Below are 18,411 nucleotides of genomic sequence, written 5' to 3'. Positions count from 1 at the left end.
TTTGCGCTTTTTTTATACACTCAATTCATTGTACTTTTTGCACTTTGTCTTTGCGTTTATAAGTAACTGCATACACAGTTAATGCTAATAAGGACAAAATAATACAACCCAAAGTAACGGCCTGCCAGCTTCCATATTTCCATAACATCAAACCATAAGCTGAACCTGCCGCGGTTCCTAAAAAACTAAACGACATATACACGGTGTTCATACGGTTTCGTGCCTCTGGAAGTATTGAATATACACGGGTTTGATTTGAAATATGAACACTTTGTAAACCAATATCAATACAGACAATCCCTATAATTATTCCGATAATACTTTGTGCTGAAAAATAAAAAATAACAAAACTGACTAACATCAATAAACTGCCATATCCCACAACAACTCTAGAACTGCCTTTGTCTCCGATTTTACCTACCAAAGGTGCCGCTAATGCTCCGGAAGCGCCCACCACGCCAAAAAGACCTATTGTTGCGCTATTAAAATGAAAAGGATCATCAGAAAGCAATAACACCATTGTGGTCCAAAACGCTCCAAATTGAGCAAAACAAAATACATTCATCACGGTTGCTTCTCGCAATAACGGTTGGGTTTTTATCAAAGAAAAAAGCGATTGGATTAATTGCGCATAAGTTCCCCCGAATACTGGTTGATTGAATGGAAATTGCTTGTAGATTACAAAAAAAATAAAAAGACATATTCCGGCGGCTATCCAAAACATGGCTCGCCAGCCCCAAATATCTCCAATAAAGCCGCTAAGGGTTCTAGACAATAATATCCCCACAAGCAAACCACTCATAATGGTCCCTACCACTTTACCCCGTTCTTCCGGCTTACTCAAAGAGGCAGCCAAAGGTAAAATCAATTGTGGCACTATAGAAGTAATACCTATAAGTAATGAAGCAATTTCTAGCACCACAAAACTTTGGGCAGTAGCCGCAATAATCAAGGCTATTACTGAGGCAAAAGTGGTGATTAAAATCTGTTTTTTACGTTCAATCTTATCGCCAAGCGGAACCATAAAAAAAAGTCCAATAGCATAACCTGCTTGCGTCAGGTAGGTTATTGTACCGGAATCCGTTACGGGGATTTTAAATTCGGATGCTATTAAAATAATTAAGGGTTGGCAATAATAGAGGTTGGCAACAATAAGTCCAGTGCAGGCTGCCATAAACAAAACACTTGATTTGGATAAATTCATGTGACAAAAATACTATTCTAATTTTTCCTGAAAAAATTAATAAATATTTTTTTTCATACATTCCTGCACAATTTACGGCTTCAATTGGAACGTACTAAGTACCAATTATTGAAAATAAGCAAGTACGTTTTCAATTGTATCAATTAATTATGTTGGACCCAAATGAGCTGGGAAGTATTGTAGCCAAGGTCTTGTGCTGTTTTTAGATACGCCTGTTTTATATTTTGAGGCATTGTTTTATCTCGTGAAAGAAACCATAAATTCTTAAGACTTCTCCCAGCCATCAAAGCATATTTATAATCCGAATCAAGTGCTATAATGGTGTACCCTGAATAAAATGGACCAAAAAAAGAAACTTTTAATTTTCCGGTGTTTGAATCGCCCGCAAACTTAACCTTGCCTGTAGCTGCAACGTATTTGTTCTTTATAAAATTAAAACCCCGATTTATCACTTTAAGACTTCCATCCTTATTGAGTGAATATTTAGCTGTGGTATTGTTTAAATTTTTTTCAAAAACAAAATCCAGCCGTGCAATTTCGTACCAGTTGCCTAGAAATTTGTCTTTATCAAAATTTTGTATTGCCTTTACCTTTTTAGGTGTAGAGTGGCACAGATTCATTACGAATAAAGTTACTGAGAGCAATGTTAGACTTCCTAAGGCCAGAATTTTCTTTTTCATGATCTATCTTTAGATATCAAAATTCAGAAATAAAAAACTGTAAATCAATACAATTTAGAATACTTTAGGATTTGTTTTGGGTATTGCGCTCGAATAATTTACACACTTATGAAACATAAAAAACGTATTTTATCTATTGACAAATAGTGTTAGATGCCCACCACCGCTATCATTGTTAAATTTGACTCTAGTTTAATTTCAGGAATTGCTGTAGTCTTTTTTTTATTCAACAGTTCTGTTCTGTCATTCCATAAACGTTCCAGAAGTTGATTCATTTGTACTCTACAGCTTCTTTTGAGTATAAAAAAACACTCTTTTATAGACCAAAGCTAAAAAAAAACGAAAAATAAAACCTAATTTAGTACCCTTTGTAAGCGGCAGAAATACTTTAGCGAATACCCTAAAAAACTTAAATTACGATGATCAAGTATCACTTTAGAAAAGCAGAATCCTCTGAGATATCTCCAATATGGGAGATATTACAACAAGCTATCATTCGAAGAAAAAAAGACGGCAGCAATCAATGGCAAGACGGTTACCCAAATCCAGAGGTTGTACAAAAAGATATAGAAAAAGGGGAAGGATTTGTTTTGGTTGAAGGAGAAACCATCATTGGCTATAGTGCGGTATTAATCAATGACGAGCCTGCTTATGAGAAAATTGAAGGAAACTGGTTAACCAATGATGATTTTGTTGTACTGCACCGCGTAGCTATTGCTGAAAAGTATTTAGGCAAAGGCTTGGCTAAAATGATTCTCAGACACATTGAGGATTTTGCGGTAAGCAACCTCATTTACAGCATAAAAGCAGACACCAATTTTGACAACATTGCCATGATAAAAATTTTTGAAAGTTCAGGTTATACCTATTGTGGTGAAGTTTATTTTAGAGGAAGCCCACGAAAAGCATACGAGAAAGTCTTGGCTAGACAGAACCAATTGGAATTATAAAAAACTTAGTATTAAAATTTAAAAACCGCAAATTCGCAGATAAAAACAGTTAGCAACGGTTTCTATAATTTGCGAATTTGCGGTGAGTTTTATTTAATACAATTTGTCTTAAACTGCAACTTCTTCTTCAAGTGCGGTTTCAAATTCCATGTGATCTTCTATCTCGACAGTTGCTTCCGGTTTAGAAGCTTTGATTGCATTGAACCTTTCTAATTGTTCCAATTCTCCTTCTTCTCCACTGAAATACGGAAAAACATCCATAATAGGAGATTCTGAAATAGCAGGAATCGTATAATCTCCCATCGTGCCTTTCATCACACTGATAGTATTATCATAAGCCTCTTTTACCTCATTGGCTTGCACTAATAAATACATATTGGTCTTGCGTTCTTTTCCACTTTCTTCGTCATAGGCGAGTAATGAAACTTTAGATCTAAACCAGCGATCTGCATTTTCAAAAGGATGAATCTCAGCATAATTAGCCACTTTTATATTCGTGATTTTGAATTCTTCACTGATATACGCTGACATTTCTTCATTAATTCGGCTTTCGGCTTCTGTGTAAGATAACGCATCTACCAAGTAGGGTTCGGTCGTAATTTTTTGCCCGCCAGTTTCATCTGTTTTTCTATATTTCACTTTGCATTCGTACCAAGTTGTGCTCATTTTATTTTATTTTTAGGATGTCAAAGATAGATTTTAAAGGAAACTAAATTTACTATTCCTAAAATAGATATTCACAATTTTAGATAGAAGTCACCGTTCCCGAAACCTTCCTTTTTGAGACTATCAAAAATAAAAAAAACCGTTCGGCTTTATTTGAAATGTTAAAACAATGTTAAATAAAAACCAAACGGTTGTTTAATTTAAACGCTTGTTTAGTTTTGTTTTTGAAAAAATTAAATTCTCTTGAAACGTAATTTTAACGACAAACAAATTCAAATCCTGGAAGTTGCAGAAACTCTTTTTGCAGAAAAGGGATTTGACGGTACTTCGATTAGGAACATAGCAAAAATAGCAAAAATCAATATTGCTATGGTTTCGTATTATTTTGGGTCCAAAGAGCGACTACTGGAATCGCTTATAGTGTACAGAACTTCAGATCTTAAAAATCAATTAGAACATTTATTGCTGGAAGATCTGGAACCCCTTGACAAAATCAATAAGCTGATTGAACTGTACATCAACAGAATCAATAGTAATCGAGGGATTTATAGAATATTACACTTTGAATTCCCCTCCAAAAAAAGCAAACAAAATCTTTCAGTTTTTTCAGAATTAAAAAAGGGAAATCTAAAATCCCTTGAAATTATAATTAAAGAAGGCCAGAATAAAGGCATTTTCAGAAAAGATATTATTATTCCGCTTATCACACCCACAATTCTGGGTACTTTTTTTCATTTTCACATGAACAAACCTTTCTTCGAAAATTTATTAAACTTGAAAACTGAAGATTTATACAATAATTACATCAAAACCAATTTGACAACGCACATTCAACAAACTGTAAAGGCACTTCTGATCTATGAAATGGGCACACCAGAAATGCTATGCAAACAATAATAAAGACCTATGCGAATTCCATATTCCTACAAAAAACAAAAATTATCTACGTATGAAAGTTAGTCCATTCATGCTCATTGTGATTTTCTTCATTGGAATTTCATCTGCAGCAGCGCAAGAAAAAACAAGTTTAACATTGAACGAAGCCATCAATTTGGCTTGGGCCAAAAGTAATGAAGTTACACTGGCCAATACAAAAGTAAAAACTAAAAAGTACGAACTGCAATCTACCAAAAACAATCAATATCCTGATTTGAAACTTTCAGGGCAATACCAAAGATTAGCAAATGCTTCCGTTAATTTCAAACTCAATCAAAATAATACAGAAACTCAGGAAGCACTCCCAATTGTCAATCAATTGATGATTGGACAGTTGAATGCTAGTGTTCCGGTTTTCTCAGGTTTTAAAATTCAAAATAGCATCACCGTTTATGAAAATTTGTATCAGGCAGAAATGGCTACGGCATTGCAAACAAAGGAGGAAATTGCGTTGCGGGTGATTGATTATTATGCCAGTTTATACAAAGCCCAGAAAACAATTGAACTACTAAAAGAAAATCAAAAAAGTGCGCAACAGCGGGTAAACGATTTTATAGCCCTTGAAAAAAACGGAATTATCCCCAGAAATGATTTGTTAAAATCCCAATTACAGGCTTCGAAAATCCAATTGTCATTAGACGAAACAAATAATAATTTAAAAATCATCAACTTTTATCTGGTTACGCTTTTAAAACTAAATCCGGACACAAAATTAGAGATTCGAGAGCGTGATTTTGCCGATTTCCAAATGACTAATATCCCTGAAAATGAATTACCGGCACTAGAAAATCGGAAGGATTTAGAAGCCCTTCGGTTTCAGGGAAAAGCCAGTGAAGCCAATATAAAAATAGCTAAAGGGTCGTACTATCCGGCCATTGCGTTAGTTGGCGGGTATACGGCATTAGACCTGAGCAATGTGATTACGGTGCAAAACGCGATGAATATAGGCATCGGGCTTTCGTATGATTTGAGTGCCATTCTAAAAAACGGAACTTTAGTGCGGCTGGCCGAAAATAAATTTTTAGAAGTCCAAAACTCTGAAGCCATACTAACGGATTATATTAAAATCCAAGTTCAAAAAGCGATTGAAGATTATGATTTAGCTTTAAAACAAGATGTTGTATATGGACAAGCGCTGGAACAATCTTCTGAAAATTACAGAATCATCAAAGATAAATATGATAATGGTCTTTCGGACACCAATGATTTACTGGAGGCTGATGTAGAGCAATTGAGTTCTAAAATCAATAAGACTTTGGCCAAAGCCAATACCATTCAAAAATATTATGAGTTACTCTCGGTAACCGGCCAATTATCTCAAACCTTCACTATTTCAAAATTATAATATACCTACCATGGAAAACAAAAAAACAAATACAAAATTTATCATTATCCTAGTGGCATTGGTAGTTTTAGGTGGGACGTACGGAACTTTTAAATACCTGCATTCACAATCTCACGAAGAAACTGATGATGCCCAAATTGAAAAAAACATGAACCCAATTATCCCAAGAGTTTCAGGATATGTGGATAAAGTGTACATCAAGGACAATGATTTTGTAAAGAAAGGCGATACGCTTTTTACCATTGACAAAAGGGATTACCAGTTAAAAATTGAAGAAGCACATGCTGCAATGATTGGCGCTGAAGGTAATTTTGAAGTTACTAAAGCTGATATAGGCAGTGCTTTAGCCAGTATTTCTGTTTCGGATGCCAATGTACGATCTGCAAGTGGTAATATCGAATCCGCAAAAATAAGATTGGGACGCATAACCAGTGATTACAATCGATATGATAATTTATACAAAAGCCATTCGATCACAAAACAACAATACGAACAGGCTTTAGCCGCCAAACTGGAAGCTGAAAGTCAAGTACGCGTGTTACAACAACAGGAAAGAGCCACTGCCTTTCAAAAATCAGTTATTATAGCTAAATCTAAAGTTTCAGGTAAACAGACAGAAGTGGCTGCAGCCAATATACAAAGAGCAAAAGCAATGCTTGATGCCGCAAAATTAAATTTAACCTACACTGCTATCACTGCTGCTATTGATGGTCAGGTATCAAAAATTGATATTCAGCCGGGACAACTAGTGCAACCAGGGCAATCCCTATTTTATATTATCAACAACAATGAAGCATGGGTAGTTGCTAATTTCAAAGAAACGCAACTCAACAAAATGGTTATTGGTCAAAAAGTAATCGTAAAAGTAGATGCGTATCCCGAATATGATTTCAAGGGAACCATTACTTCCTTTTCCCCAGCAACAGGATCCCGTTTCTCCTTATTACCGCCAGATAATGCCACAGGAAATTTTGTGAAAACCATTCAAAGATTACCTGTTAAAATAAGTTTGATTCCAACAAATGACCCTGAAAAAATAAAATTACTGCGCCCGGGAATGAATGTAGATGTTGATGTACATTTAGATTAAAGCTGTTTTTTTTGAATTAAAAACGGCACCTCTTTTAATAAAATGATAGTTTACACTTTAGTATAAATGGCACAAGCAGGAGAAGACGATTTAGTAGAATATGGCTACAGACGAGTTCTTATTACGATCACAGCAGTACTTTGTGCTTTACTTGAAATCGTAGATACCACTATAGTCAATGTGGCACTGACAAACATGAGAGGAAGTCTGGGTGCCACATTAAATGATGTTGCTTGGGTCATTACCGCTTATGCTATTGCAAACGTGATTGTAATCCCTATGACCAGCTGGCTTTCACAACAATTTGGAAGACGAAATTATTTTGTGACTTCCATTATCATTTTTACAGTAGCCTCTTTTTTGTGCGGCAATGCCAATAATATATGGGAACTTATTACGTTTAGATTTATTCAGGGTTTGGGCGGTGGTGCTTTATTAGTGACCGCACAAACCATTATAACAGAGAGTTATCCCATTGCAAAACGAGGTATGGCACAGGCTATTTATGGAATGGGAGTTATCGTGGGACCTACTTTGGGTCCGCCATTAGGGGGTTATATTGTTGACAATTTCTCTTGGCCTTATATTTTTTATATCAATATTCCCATTGGTATCATAGCTACTATTCTAGCTTTAACTTTTGTTAAAAGTCCTAAATATGGCGAAAAACTAAAAGCCAATCAGGTCGATTGGTTGGGGATTTTTCTGTTGACTGTGTTTATTGGTTCTTTGCAATATGTTCTAGAACACGGACAACAAGATGACTGGTTCAACAATAAAATAATTATATTCTTGAGTACGGTATCCATTTTTGGCCTGGTATTATTCATTTGGAGAGAAATGACCTACAAACATCCTATTGTCAATTTGCAGGTTTTAAAAGATGGAAATCTAAGAATTGGTGTCATAATGTGTTTCATATTAGGCTTTGGTCTTTATGGTTCCACATTAATAATTCCAATTTACACCCAAACCATTCTAGGCTGGACCGCTACAGATGCAGGATTATTGCTTATTCCGGGTTCAATCACCACTGCTATTATGATGCCCATTATTGGTAAACTAATTCAAAGAGGTGTTCCGCAAAGTTATATGGTGGGTCTTGGTTTTTTGATTTTCTTTTTCTTTACCCTAATGATGCACAACAGCTTGACTCCTAATACGGGTGTTGAGCATTTGTATTGGGGATTAATTTTAAGAGGAATAGGATTGGGACTGCTGTTTGTACCCATAACCACACTGTCACTCTCCACCTTAAAAGGAAAGGATATTGGCGAAGGGGCAGCCTTTACAGGAATGATGCGCCAATTGGGAGGTTCATTTGGAATAGCAATTATCACCACCTTTATCACGAGATTTGGTCAGGAACACAGAGTAAATTTGATTTCAAATTTAGATGCCAGCAAGTTCGAAGTCCAACAACGCGTTATAATGTTGCAAAAAGGGTTTATGTCAAAAGGATTTAGTGCTAATGAATCGCTGAAAAAAGCCTATCAGGTTATTGATTATTCAGTGATGAAACAAAGTACCGTTTTATCGTATATGGATATTTTTCTGTATCTGGGAATTATGTTTCTGTGTTGTATTCCAATCATCTTTTTTATCAAAAAAGGGAAAAACAAAATCAATCCTGCTGATGCCATGCATTAATAAAGAGCCGATTAATAGCGTCTCTAACGGGTAAAAACCAAATGATTGCCCTCCGATAAATTTGCATCAAATTGATAGCTATCATAATTGAACCCTTTCAAATCTTCAATCGTTTGAGCATCCGTATCAATAATATAACGCACCATCATTCCCCTTGCTTTTTTGGCAAAAAAGCTGATGATCTTTAATTTTCCGTTTTTGTACTCTTTAAATTCCGGAGTGATCACAGGAACTTTCAACGCCTTGACATCAATTGCCAAAAAGTATTCCTTACTTGCAAGATTGACAAACAATTCGTCTTCTTTGAGCTCTTTATTTAAAGCTTTTGTAACGATTGGTTTCCAAAATTCATACAGATTTTTGCTTTCGCCAATGGGTAATTTGGTGCCCATTTCCAATCTGTACGCCTGAATTAAATCCAATGGTTTCAGCAAGCCATACAAACCGGATAGGATTCTTAAACGATCTTGTAAAGCTTCTGTTTTTTTTCCTGGAATCGAATAGGCATCTAATCCAATGTACACATCACCATCAAAAGTAAACACAGCCGGACGTGCATTTGAAGTGGTAAAAGGTGTTTTCCAATCTTGATTTCGTTTCCAGTTCAAATCTGCTAACTTATCTGAAATACTCATCAAAATTGATAAATCAGCAGGCTTCATCTCTTTTAAAACTTTGTGGACTTCTCGCGATTCTTTTAAAAACAAAGGTTGGGTGTGCAACTCCGTAGGTAGCTGTTTCTCTAAATTTAACGACTTGGCTGGCGATATTACAATTTTCATACACATTACTCTTTCGAGCGCTTTTTATTAATTCTCCCAAAAGTACTAATTGAAATCAAGAAATCAAGAGCCTTTAAACTAATTTGTTTAATAGTGTACTAGAGGATTTAGTTTAGCAACCTTTTTTTTGGTATTTTTGAGTTTAAAAATAACACAAAGAGTAGGTCAACATGAATCTAATTGAAATTAGAAAAGCTACAATCGCTGATCTTAAAGAACTGCAAAAGATAAGTATCCAAACATTTACAGCAACTTATGCCGCTGTAAACACCCCTGAAAACATCACTAATTACATCGAAAAAAACTTCAATGCAGTACAATTAACAACTGAATTGAACAATCCAAATTCCTTTTTTTATATAGCCATTTCAAAATCAGAAATCGTTGGATATTTAAAAATAAACATAGGTGATGCTCAAACGGAAAACATAAACAAAAATGCTTTAGAAATACATCGGATTTATGTTTTACAAACTTTTCATGGTAAAAACATTGGGCAACTGTTGCTGAACGAAGTAAAAAAGATTGCACAACGTACTGGCGTTGATTATATTTGGCTTGGTGTCTGGGAAGAAAATCACCGAGCCATTCGATTTTATACTAAAAATGGATTTGTAGTATTTGACAAACACATTTTTACCTTAGGAAATGACGAACAAATTGACTTAATGATGCAATTTCAAATACAGCAACAATAATCAAAATTTAAATTGTCGTTTATTTAAGTGACTATAAAACTCTATTTGGTCTGTTTTTATACGAAAATTTATCAAAAAGCTATGAAACAGGATGTAATTATTGTGGGAGCTAGACTGGCAGATCCATTCTGAATACCATCGGCCGCACTTGCCACTCTTTTTGCTCCCGTTGGGAATTTAAAAGATAAAATAAATACCCTTGGTTCAAAAATAAGTTCGTGGAAAATTCTAAAGGCGTATTACATTGACTATGCTTTGCCTAATCAGGCAAGTGTGCGAAATACGATTGCTGTTTCGGAAATAAAAATATCAGATACGCTGTTCATTTGTGGCGACAACTTACTGAATAGTTCTATCAATGCCGCTCTCAAAACAGGATGATTAGCAGCAGAGGCGATGAAAGTATAGCTTATTATAAAAATAATAAATAAGATTATCGCCACATTTTTAATGATTTTAATTCGAATAAAAAATAAAATCAGTGAATCTGTGGCTATTCTTTTTTGAATAGCTTCAAGTTGTAATGCTAATCAACAACAACTTTATAAGTAGGATCTTCTAAAATATTTACGTCAATTACGCTATCCGCGTTTTTTAGTAACACTCTGCAATCTTCGCTTAAATGTCGCAAATGAACCGTTTTATCGACTTTTGCATACCGCTCTGTAATTTTATTTACGGCATCAATAGCACTCATATCGGTAATTTTACTTTCTTTAAAATCAATAATGACTTCGTTTGGATCATTCAAAATATCAAATTTTTCCAAAAAAGCGGTTGTTGAAGCAAAAAATAAAGGCCCATAAATTTCGTAATGCTTCACTCCTTTATCATCTAGATATTTTTTAGCCCTAATTCTTTTGGCGCTTTCCCAAGAGAAAACTAATGCAGAAATGATGACTCCAACTAAGACGGCTAAAGCCAAATTGTGTAATACTATAGTAATTAGTGCCACTAAAATCCCAACAAAAATATCGTGTTTTGGCATTTTATTGATGATTCTGAAACTCGCCCATTCAAATGTTCCAATTGCTACCATAATCATGACACCAACCAGAGCCGCCATAGGCAACTGTTCAATTATTGGAGCACCAAACAAAATAATTACAAGTATGGTTAGTGCAGCAATGATTCCTGATAATCGCGCTCTGGAACCCGCCGAAAGATTAACTAATGTTTGTGCAATCATAGGACAACCTCCCATCCCAAAGAAAAAACCATTCAAAATATTAGCACTTCCTTGGGCGATACACTCTTTATTTCCTTTGCCTTTTGTTTCAGTTATTTCATCGACTAAGTTCAAGGTCAATAACCCTTCTGTCAATCCCACAGAAGCCATGATTAATGCGTAAGGAAATATTATTTGTAACGTTTGCAGGTTAAGAGGAATATTAGGAATATGAAAAGGTGGAAAACCGCCACTTACGGAAGCGATATCCCGCACCGTTTTAGTCTCAATTCCAAAGAAAAAAACCAGTCCAAATACCACAATAATTGCCACTAATGAAGATGGAACTGCTTTTGTTATTTTGGGTAGCAACACCACAATTGCTATTGTCAATGCAACCAATCCTACCATAATAAAGAAAGAAGTTCCAGAAAGCCATTCGCTTTTACCATTAACAAAGGTTTTGAATTGATCCAATTGCGACATGAAAATAATTACGGCTAATCCATTTACAAAACCAAACATAACGGGCTGTGGTACCAGTCGGATAAATTTTCCAAGTTTAAAAAGCCCTACTAAAATTTGTAAAACTCCTGCCAAAGCAACTGCTGCAAGAACATATTCTAATCCATTTGAATTCATTAAAGCAATTAAAACAATTACCGTTGCTCCTGCTCCTCCAGAAATCATTCCCGGTCTACCACCAAAGACAGCCGTAATCAATCCCGCAATAAAAGACGCATATAAACCCATCAATGGCGGAAAACCTGCTACTATTGCAAAAGATAATGATTCCGGAATCATAGTCATAGCCACGGTTAATCCTGCTAAAATTTCAGTTTTGTAATTGACTTGCCGTGAAAAATCAAATAAGTTAAATACTTTTTTCATGTGATAATTATAATAAGAATATTTGGGTACAATTTCATATAAAGAAGTTGTGTCGACAAAAAATGTGATAAAATGTTTTTAAAAAACTCTTTTGATTTAAAAACTATAAATCAAGGCGGAGTACCTTGAGAGATTAGAATGGTACCGTTTTTCATAAGAGTTGCAAAAATAAAACTTTTTAATTGTTTCACCAAACAGAAAGTGAAATTGCTTAAATTTGGCAAAAGGTATATCTTTTTTTCAAAAACAAGGGTTTAAATGCCACATCAATAGATTCAAGCATAAAAAAATATCCTTTGCATTAAAAGCTTAAAAGCAAAAAAACCGTTTTGAAAAAAGAACCAGTAAAATACTATCAATACAATTACAAAATCATGAAATTACTCTATACTTTATTCTTCGCACTTTTTTTAAATAATAGTTACTCACAATCCACGAATGACTATTTTGAAAAGATCAGAAACAATGAAGCGGAACTAACTGCTTTCTTTTCGCAAATGCCAAAAGGCGGTGATTTGCATCATCATTTCTCAGGTTCCATTTACGCTGAATCCATATTGCAACGCGCTATTGCAGACGATTTTTATCTCAATATTGAGACGATGGATGTGTTAAAAGAAAAACCAGCAACGGGAAACTGGCTACTATTTTCGACATTGAAAAATAACGGAACATTAGAAGCATATAAGCAAAAAATCATGCAAAAGTGGTCTATAAAAGACTATAATGATGTAGATTATCCATCCGACAAGTTGTTTTTCGAATCATTTATGAAGTTCGAACCGGCCATCAAAGGGAATTTTGGACAAGGATTATTGGAACTTAAAAACAGAGCTATTTCAGAAAATGTCAGTTATATTGAAACCCAATTGTCTACAATCCCAACAGATATGAATACCGATGATTTAACAAAATTCAATTCCAGATTGCGAAAATCAGCTTTAGCAAAAGATGAAAAAGCAGTTTTAAAATCATTGGATTCGGTGTACAATTCACTACTAAAAAAAGATGCCGAATCCTATGCTAAAGCCTTCAATACCAATTTTGTTACTAAGCTGCACAAAGACCTTAAAATCGATGACAAGCAATTTACAATGCGGTATCAAAATTTTGTATTGCGCTTTATGGAACCCGTAGATTTATTCAAAAATCTGGTAATCGCATTCATATCTGCAGATGAAAGTTCACTGATGGCGGGAGTTAACATTGTTTCTCCGGAAGATGGCGAAACCTCGATGAAGGATTATTGGTTACACATGCTAATGTTTAAATACTGTCATTCCCGTTATCCAAATGTAAAATATACAATGCACGCCGGCGAGTTGACGCTTGGTTTGGTACAACCAGAAGAGTTAACGTGGCATATTGGATCCGCCGTTTATACTGCAGGAGCCAACCGTATTGGGCACGGAGTAGATATGGCCTACGAGAAAGATTCGTATAATTTGCTCCGTTATATGGCAAAGAAAACCATTCCTATCGAAATCAATTTAGTAAGCAATGAGTTTATTTTGAAGGTAAAAGAAAGCCGTCATCCATTGACTTTATATAAAGAATTTGGCGTGCCAATCGTAATTAGTACGGATGATGCAGGGATTTTACGCACGAATATGACCGAACAATATGTCTTGTTAACCAAAAGATACAAAGACGTTTCCTATAAAGATATAAAGCAATATGTGTACAACAGCATTCAGTACAGTTTCATCAAAGATGTTTCTGTAAAAAAACAATTGCTAAATGATTTAGAGTCCAGATTTAAGGCTTTCGAAGCTACATTTCCTTTGAAGTAAATCATTTTCATAGTATAAAATCTTTTTTTATAACACCAAAAAATCCGCTCGAAAGCGGATTTTTTTTGTAAAACAGAATCTAAGTTTTGATTATTTTGGATTTAAAATCAATTCAATTCTTTTAATCGCGTCTTCATAATGGTATCTTGTTTCTGCATTTACAACTCTGGTTTTAGCAACTGCTAAGGTGGTTTTTAATGCATTCAACTCGCCTCTCACCAATCCTCTCACATCGGACTGAGCCACATTATAATAGTCAGAAGAACGTCCGGGTTTAATTTCTTCTTTCATCAGATAACTCATTCTTTCAATGTATGCGCGTTGCAAATTTCTTCTGTAAATAGTCACATTCGAAGCTAAATTGGCTTCTTTCCAAATTCCTTTACGCATATCACTCAATAAATCCAATGCTTTATAATTAGTAGTTCCCATGATTTCCGCATCCATCAATCGACCAATTCGTTCAAAACTCAACATAGCATTCAAATGTCTGGCTTGTAAATTTCGAAAACGTTCTGTGTAACCGGAGTAATCAATATTTTTTAATGTACTTACATTCACCAACCACGTTGGAGAAGTAAAAGCATTGGCTTGTAACCATTGCATGGCTTCTTGTTGTTTTGCTTTTGGTACAATTTCATAAATATTTCCGGTTTGGTTTGGCTTTTTGGTTGTTTCATAAACACCGCCCACATTCGTTACCACATGTCCCACATATCTACTCCAGACATCCAGCATTTCTTTGTATAATTCGTCTAAATCCTCATAGTTATTAGTCACATCACTCGTCCATTCTGATAAATGAGAAGCTACATATTGCAAGTTTTTAAGTCCGTATGAACTTGCTTTCATGGAATTATTTCCGATATCTTCCGTTTGTGAAGTTGGATCAAAACTACTGCTTTGTTTCCCATATTTATAAACAAGATTTCCTGCTTTTTCCATAATCCATTGGTCTAAAATAGGCACTTCTACTTCCGGAGAAGAGGCATTAGGAATGACTCTGTATCCCCAATTGGTAGCATAATGATCGTAAGGCCCCATCTGGCGTATGAAACGAATGTCTTTATCTCCAGGTTGAGCGATATAATTAAAACGGGCATAATCCATCAAACTCGCTGAAATTCCATTTTTTTGAGTAAAGGCACCGTCTCTGTAATTTTCAGTATCATACGCACAACTCGCGCCCATATTATGAGGAAAACCAAGCGCATGCCCTACTTCATGTGCAATAACCATGCGCATCATTTCACCCATCTCTTCGTCGCTGGTATTCAAGGTTCTTGCTGAAGGATTTGCTGCTCCGGTTTCTAACAAATAACGGTTTCTATAGGAACGCAAATGATTGTGGTACCAAATAACATCACTCTCTATAATTTCTCCTGTTCTGGGATCAGAAACACTTGGTCCAACCGCATTACGCGTCGTACTCGCTACATAACGAATCACAGAATACCGAATGTCTTCCGGGCTAAAATCAGGATCCTCGTCTTTAGTAGGCGCATCTTTGGCAATAATTGCATTTTTAAAACCAGCAGTTTCAAAAGGCTTTTGCCAATCTTCAATTCCTTGTTTAATGTATTTGCGTAGTTTTTCAGGCGTGGCAGGATCTAAATAGTACACAATAGGTTTGATGGGTTCTACCAGTTCACCTTTTGCGTAAGCGACAGGATCTTTAGGCTCCAATTTCCAACGGCGGATATAGGTTTTACTGTCGGATTTCAATTCATTACTTCCATAGTCAATCTGGCTCATGGTAAACCAACCCACTCGCGGATCTGCTAATCTGGGTTGCATCAGTTTTTCTGGCAACAAAATCATCGATTGATTCATTTGGATGCTAATTGTTTCTGCATCTTCCTGAACAGGCGGTTTAGATGCATTGTAAGTGAAATCCTGAACCACTTCAATATTCATAGGATAACTTTTCATCGTATTGATAAAACTGCGGGATTCATCGAGGCCTTTTACTTTATAGGTTTCTCTCATTTCACTAGATAAACCGCTGATTGATTTGACATCAGTGCTATAAAATTTAGTCACATCAATAACGGTATTTAAAGAATCTTTACTAAATGCTACAATATCAAAAGCAAATAAAGTAGGTTCATAATTATTTGATTTTACTGAAATACTAATGGGTAAACTGTCATTGGCAACGGCACTAAATGATTTTAATTTGATCAGAATTTTGTCCTGAAAACGATGCCAGATAATTAATTGTTCATTGGTTTCGGAACCCGCATTTACATATCCGCCTCCTAAATTAGTCGGTAATTTAGCCAACCTACTTACCAAAAGCATGTCTTTATCCAAGTATTTATTCGGGATTTCGAAAAAATATTTTTTGTCCACTTTGTGTACCATAAACAAACCTTCGTCAGAAACGGCGTCTTTGGTAATCACCTTGCTGTATTCCTTGATGGTAGCTTCTGGTTTCTTTTCTGATGGAGGGGCTACAGTGGTGTTTTTATCTTTTTTTCTTTTCGATTGTGCAAATTGGGTTGTAGGCACAAGCATTAATGCTGCGATTGCAGTTAAAATGAAAAATTTCTTCATTAATAGGTTTTTTATTGGTTAATCAATATCAAAAATAAATTTTAGCACCTGTAAATTACATATAATCTATTGGTTTAACTTTTAATTAACAGCAAACCAATCTATTTTAAGGTAATATAGTAGCAATACGTTTCTAATGTGATTTTAGTTAGATCCCTTTTTTTATTACATTTGGGAAGATTTTTTTTTATAATTAAGTTCAAAATTATTACTCAAACCTATATTTTTAATTGTCACCGTTTAAAAATACTTTCTAAAAGTCACCATGTGATTTGTAGAGAAGCATTAATTTTTTTGGACAACCAATCTCCTTTTAAATACGATTATAAACAAAACAATAAAAAATGATTCAAAATAATCTCTTTAAAATACCCTTGTTTTTAGCAGCTTTAACATTGCTTTCCTGCAATGGTTACTCGCAAAAAAACCTTTCAAAAATTGCTTTTGGATCGTGTTCAAACCAAAGTAATTCCCTGTCTATTTTTGATGTCGTGGTAAAACACCAACCAGATTTATTTATATTTCTGGGAGATAATATTTACGGTGACACTGAAAATATGCACACACTGCAAGCCAAATACGAGCGATTGGCAGCTAAACCTACTTTTCAAAATTTAAAAAAAAATATGCCTATCATAGCTACTTGGGATGATCACGATTACGGCCAAAATGATGCAGGAAGGCATTATCCCAAAAAGAAAGAATCAAAAGAACTTTTTCTTAATTTTTTTGGGGAACCTATAGCTTCCGAAAGACGAAAACACGAGGGAATATATACCTCTTATTTGTATGAAACTAAAGGCAAAAAAGTACAGATTATCCTGTTAGACAACCGTACTTTCCGGGATGATTACAAGCTATATAATAACGAACTTGAGGATGACAAACGTTATTTTTACTCCTTGGACTATGCACCAGTACAAAACCCGGATTCCACATACTTAGGAGCCGAACAGTGGAAATGGTTAGAAACAGAACTACAAAAACCAGCTGATCTTCGCCTAATTGGTTCAGGATCCCAGTTTGGGATTGAGTACAACGGGTATGAAGGCTGGGCTAATTTTCCGCTGGAGCAACAAAGATTTTTAGATCTAATCAAGAAAACCAAAGCAAACGGTATTTTGTTTTTGACCGGAGACGTTCATTATGGTGAAATTTCTAAACTTACAGAACCCGGATTATATCCTATTTACGACTTTACCTCCAGCGGACTTTCCTCCACCTGGCACTTTGCGACACCCAACAAAAATAGAATTGAAGGCCCTATTATGGATAACCATTTTGGCTTATTAACAATTAATTGGGGGGGGGAAATTCCTCAAATAAAAATGGAAATTTGGGATGTCAATAATAATCAACGTGCAGAATACACAATTGGGTTGGATGAAATTAGTTTTAGAAAATAGCAGATTTTAAGAATGATTTTTTATGCTAGCCTATAATTTTCTTAAAAATCAAAAGTTCGCTTCCTAAACCATAAAAACAAGCTCAAGATATTTTTATATTGAAAATAAGTCTGGATAAAGAATGAATTCAGTGACTATTCTTATTTTTTTAGCAATCTCATTCACTCGGTTGCAAACATAACTAAGACTTAGGTAGAACTGTAGTACTTAAAAATCATAAAGATACAATATGAAAATCCTTAACTTAATGACATTGGGCACGAGCCAGAGGCATCGCGCTAGCCGTTGGGATTATTTCCGCTCGGACACCAGCTTTCTGAATCATTGAATCATCTATTAAAGAAATCAACTGTCCGAAAACAGATTTAGTCGAAAAATACTTATTTTTACCCATCGTTATTTGATTTATGCAACTCAAAATTACGATGATTTTTAAGAAGCCATTAATTTGACTTCTTTTTTATCGGACAACAATGAAACAAAACAAAAAAAAACATAATTTTTTAAAACAAAAAACCCCTATTCCTATCGGAATAGGGGTTTTCAAAGAAAGGCTACGAACCGAGCCCGCATGGCGAACACGTGGTATCTAT

Annotated in this window: 15 protein-coding genes; 8 read left to right on the top strand and 7 right to left on the bottom strand. The window is 35.0% G+C overall.

All coding sequences use genetic code 11. From position 1 onward, the window contains the following. Nucleotides 1-25: 25 nt before the first annotated feature. Together EKM03_RS13940 and EKM03_RS13935 are read right to left on the bottom strand one after the other, a co-directional pair. Complete coding sequence (locus EKM03_RS13940; protein WP_126740624.1) at nt 26-1,204, bottom strand: MFS transporter; 1,179 nt, start codon at nt 1,202-1,204, stop codon at nt 26-28. A 143-nt stretch (nt 1,205-1,347) separates the two neighbouring features. Continuing rightward, nucleotides 1,348-1,884 carry a lipocalin family protein gene (locus tag EKM03_RS13935; protein WP_126740623.1) on the bottom strand — a complete coding sequence of 179 codons (537 nt, stop codon included), beginning with the start codon at nt 1,882-1,884 and terminating at the stop codon, nt 1,348-1,350. 419 nt (nt 1,885-2,303) lie between these two features. On the opposite strand from EKM03_RS13935, the gene EKM03_RS13930 reads away from it, so the two are divergent. After that, nucleotides 2,304-2,834, top strand: a complete 531-nt coding sequence (locus EKM03_RS13930; protein ID WP_126555440.1) for a GNAT family N-acetyltransferase — start codon at nt 2,304-2,306, stop codon at nt 2,832-2,834. Between the two features lie 108 nt (nt 2,835-2,942). On the opposite strand, the gene EKM03_RS13925 is transcribed toward EKM03_RS13930, so the two are convergent. Beyond that, the gene (locus tag EKM03_RS13925; RefSeq protein WP_126455916.1) at nt 2,943-3,500 is read right to left on the bottom strand and encodes a DUF4494 domain-containing protein; all 558 of its coding nucleotides are present in this window, start codon (nt 3,498-3,500) and stop codon (nt 2,943-2,945) included. A 243-nt stretch (nt 3,501-3,743) separates the two neighbouring features. Between EKM03_RS13925 and EKM03_RS13920 the strand changes: the two genes are divergently transcribed. The 4 genes from EKM03_RS13920 (at nt 3,744) to EKM03_RS13905 (ending at nt 8,521) form a co-directional block, all read left to right on the top strand. Beyond that, entirely contained in the window at nt 3,744-4,397 is a 654-nt protein-coding gene (locus tag EKM03_RS13920) for a TetR/AcrR family transcriptional regulator (protein WP_126463424.1), read from the top strand. Between the two features lie 52 nt (nt 4,398-4,449). Continuing rightward, nucleotides 4,450-5,781 carry a TolC family protein gene (locus tag EKM03_RS13915; RefSeq protein ID WP_126740622.1) on the top strand — a complete coding sequence of 444 codons (1,332 nt, stop codon included), beginning with the start codon at nt 4,450-4,452 and terminating at the stop codon, nt 5,779-5,781. A 10-nt stretch (nt 5,782-5,791) separates the two neighbouring features. Continuing rightward, a complete protein-coding gene (locus tag EKM03_RS13910) occupies nt 5,792-6,871 on the top strand; it encodes an HlyD family secretion protein (protein WP_126463428.1) in 1,080 nt (359 codons plus the stop codon). A 66-nt stretch (nt 6,872-6,937) separates the two neighbouring features. Beyond that, entirely contained in the window at nt 6,938-8,521 is a 1,584-nt protein-coding gene (locus EKM03_RS13905) for an MDR family MFS transporter (protein ID WP_126555429.1), read from the top strand. Nucleotides 8,522-8,544: 23 nt separating this feature from the next. Here the strand turns inward: EKM03_RS13905 and yaaA are convergent, their stop codons facing one another. Then, nucleotides 8,545-9,303: a peroxide stress protein YaaA gene (yaaA, locus tag EKM03_RS13900; protein ID WP_126564431.1), complete on the bottom strand. Its 759-nt coding sequence runs from the start codon at nt 9,301-9,303 to the stop codon at nt 8,545-8,547. Nucleotides 9,304-9,473: 170 nt separating this feature from the next. Here yaaA and EKM03_RS13895 point away from each other — a divergent pair, with 170 nt between their 5' ends. Then, nucleotides 9,474-10,001 (top strand): GNAT family N-acetyltransferase, encoded by a 528-nt coding sequence (locus tag EKM03_RS13895; protein WP_126564430.1) that lies wholly within the window; start codon nt 9,474-9,476, stop codon nt 9,999-10,001. A 526-nt stretch (nt 10,002-10,527) separates the two neighbouring features. Here the strand turns inward: EKM03_RS13895 and EKM03_RS13890 are convergent. Further along, nucleotides 10,528-12,060: a SulP family inorganic anion transporter gene (locus EKM03_RS13890; RefSeq protein ID WP_126555426.1), complete on the bottom strand. Its 1,533-nt coding sequence runs from the start codon at nt 12,058-12,060 to the stop codon at nt 10,528-10,530. A gap of 374 nt (nt 12,061-12,434) precedes the next feature. Between EKM03_RS13890 and EKM03_RS13885 the strand changes: the two genes are divergently transcribed. Then, entirely contained in the window at nt 12,435-13,853 is a 1,419-nt protein-coding gene (locus EKM03_RS13885; RefSeq protein WP_126740640.1) for an adenosine deaminase, read from the top strand. Nucleotides 13,854-13,943: 90 nt separating this feature from the next. Here the strand turns inward: EKM03_RS13885 and EKM03_RS13880 are convergent, their stop codons facing one another. Beyond that, nucleotides 13,944-16,412 (bottom strand): zinc-dependent metalloprotease, encoded by a 2,469-nt coding sequence (locus EKM03_RS13880; protein WP_126740621.1) that lies wholly within the window; start codon nt 16,410-16,412, stop codon nt 13,944-13,946. A 344-nt stretch (nt 16,413-16,756) separates the two neighbouring features. Here EKM03_RS13880 and EKM03_RS13875 point away from each other — a divergent pair, with 344 nt between their 5' ends. Next, the gene (locus EKM03_RS13875; protein WP_126463442.1) at nt 16,757-17,818 is read left to right on the top strand and encodes an alkaline phosphatase D family protein; all 1,062 of its coding nucleotides are present in this window, start codon (nt 16,757-16,759) and stop codon (nt 17,816-17,818) included. A 244-nt stretch (nt 17,819-18,062) separates the two neighbouring features. On the opposite strand, the gene EKM03_RS15025 is transcribed toward EKM03_RS13875, so the two are convergent. Next, on the bottom strand, nt 18,063-18,212 hold the full coding sequence (locus tag EKM03_RS15025; protein ID WP_158615230.1) for a hypothetical protein: 150 nt from the start codon (nt 18,210-18,212) through the stop codon (nt 18,063-18,065). Nucleotides 18,213-18,411: the final 199 nt, after the last annotated feature.

This window comes from Flavobacterium sp. GSP6, from assembly GCF_003984855.1.
In the GTDB taxonomy this organism is placed as follows: domain Bacteria; phylum Bacteroidota; class Bacteroidia; order Flavobacteriales; family Flavobacteriaceae; genus Flavobacterium.
Note: the sequence above shows the minus strand (reverse complement) of the source record. Positions and strands in the feature narration are given on the sequence as shown.

Excerpts from the sequence above, each read along its gene's own strand:
- EKM03_RS13925 (WP_126455916.1), bottom strand. The coding sequence starts at position 3,500 with ATGAGCACAACTTGGTACGAATGCAAAGTGAAATATAGAAAAACAGAT.
- EKM03_RS13930 (WP_126555440.1), top strand. The coding sequence starts at position 2,304 with ATGATCAAGTATCACTTTAGAAAAGCAGAATCCTCTGAGATATCTCCA.
- EKM03_RS13935 (WP_126740623.1), bottom strand. The coding sequence starts at position 1,884 with ATGAAAAAGAAAATTCTGGCCTTAGGAAGTCTAACATTGCTCTCAGTA.
- EKM03_RS13875 (WP_126463442.1), top strand. The coding sequence starts at position 16,757 with ATGATTCAAAATAATCTCTTTAAAATACCCTTGTTTTTAGCAGCTTTA.
- yaaA (WP_126564431.1), bottom strand. The coding sequence starts at position 9,303 with ATGAAAATTGTAATATCGCCAGCCAAGTCGTTAAATTTAGAGAAACAG.
- EKM03_RS13880 (WP_126740621.1), bottom strand. The coding sequence starts at position 16,412 with ATGAAGAAATTTTTCATTTTAACTGCAATCGCAGCATTAATGCTTGTG.
- EKM03_RS15025 (WP_158615230.1), bottom strand. The coding sequence starts at position 18,212 with ATGGGTAAAAATAAGTATTTTTCGACTAAATCTGTTTTCGGACAGTTG.
- EKM03_RS13905 (WP_126555429.1), top strand. The coding sequence starts at position 6,938 with ATGGCACAAGCAGGAGAAGACGATTTAGTAGAATATGGCTACAGACGA.
- EKM03_RS13910 (WP_126463428.1), top strand. The coding sequence starts at position 5,792 with ATGGAAAACAAAAAAACAAATACAAAATTTATCATTATCCTAGTGGCA.
- EKM03_RS13885 (WP_126740640.1), top strand. The coding sequence starts at position 12,435 with ATGAAATTACTCTATACTTTATTCTTCGCACTTTTTTTAAATAATAGT.
- EKM03_RS13940 (WP_126740624.1), bottom strand. The coding sequence starts at position 1,204 with ATGAATTTATCCAAATCAAGTGTTTTGTTTATGGCAGCCTGCACTGGA.
- EKM03_RS13915 (WP_126740622.1), top strand. The coding sequence starts at position 4,450 with ATGAAAGTTAGTCCATTCATGCTCATTGTGATTTTCTTCATTGGAATT.
- EKM03_RS13895 (WP_126564430.1), top strand. The coding sequence starts at position 9,474 with ATGAATCTAATTGAAATTAGAAAAGCTACAATCGCTGATCTTAAAGAA.
- EKM03_RS13890 (WP_126555426.1), bottom strand. The coding sequence starts at position 12,060 with ATGAAAAAAGTATTTAACTTATTTGATTTTTCACGGCAAGTCAATTAC.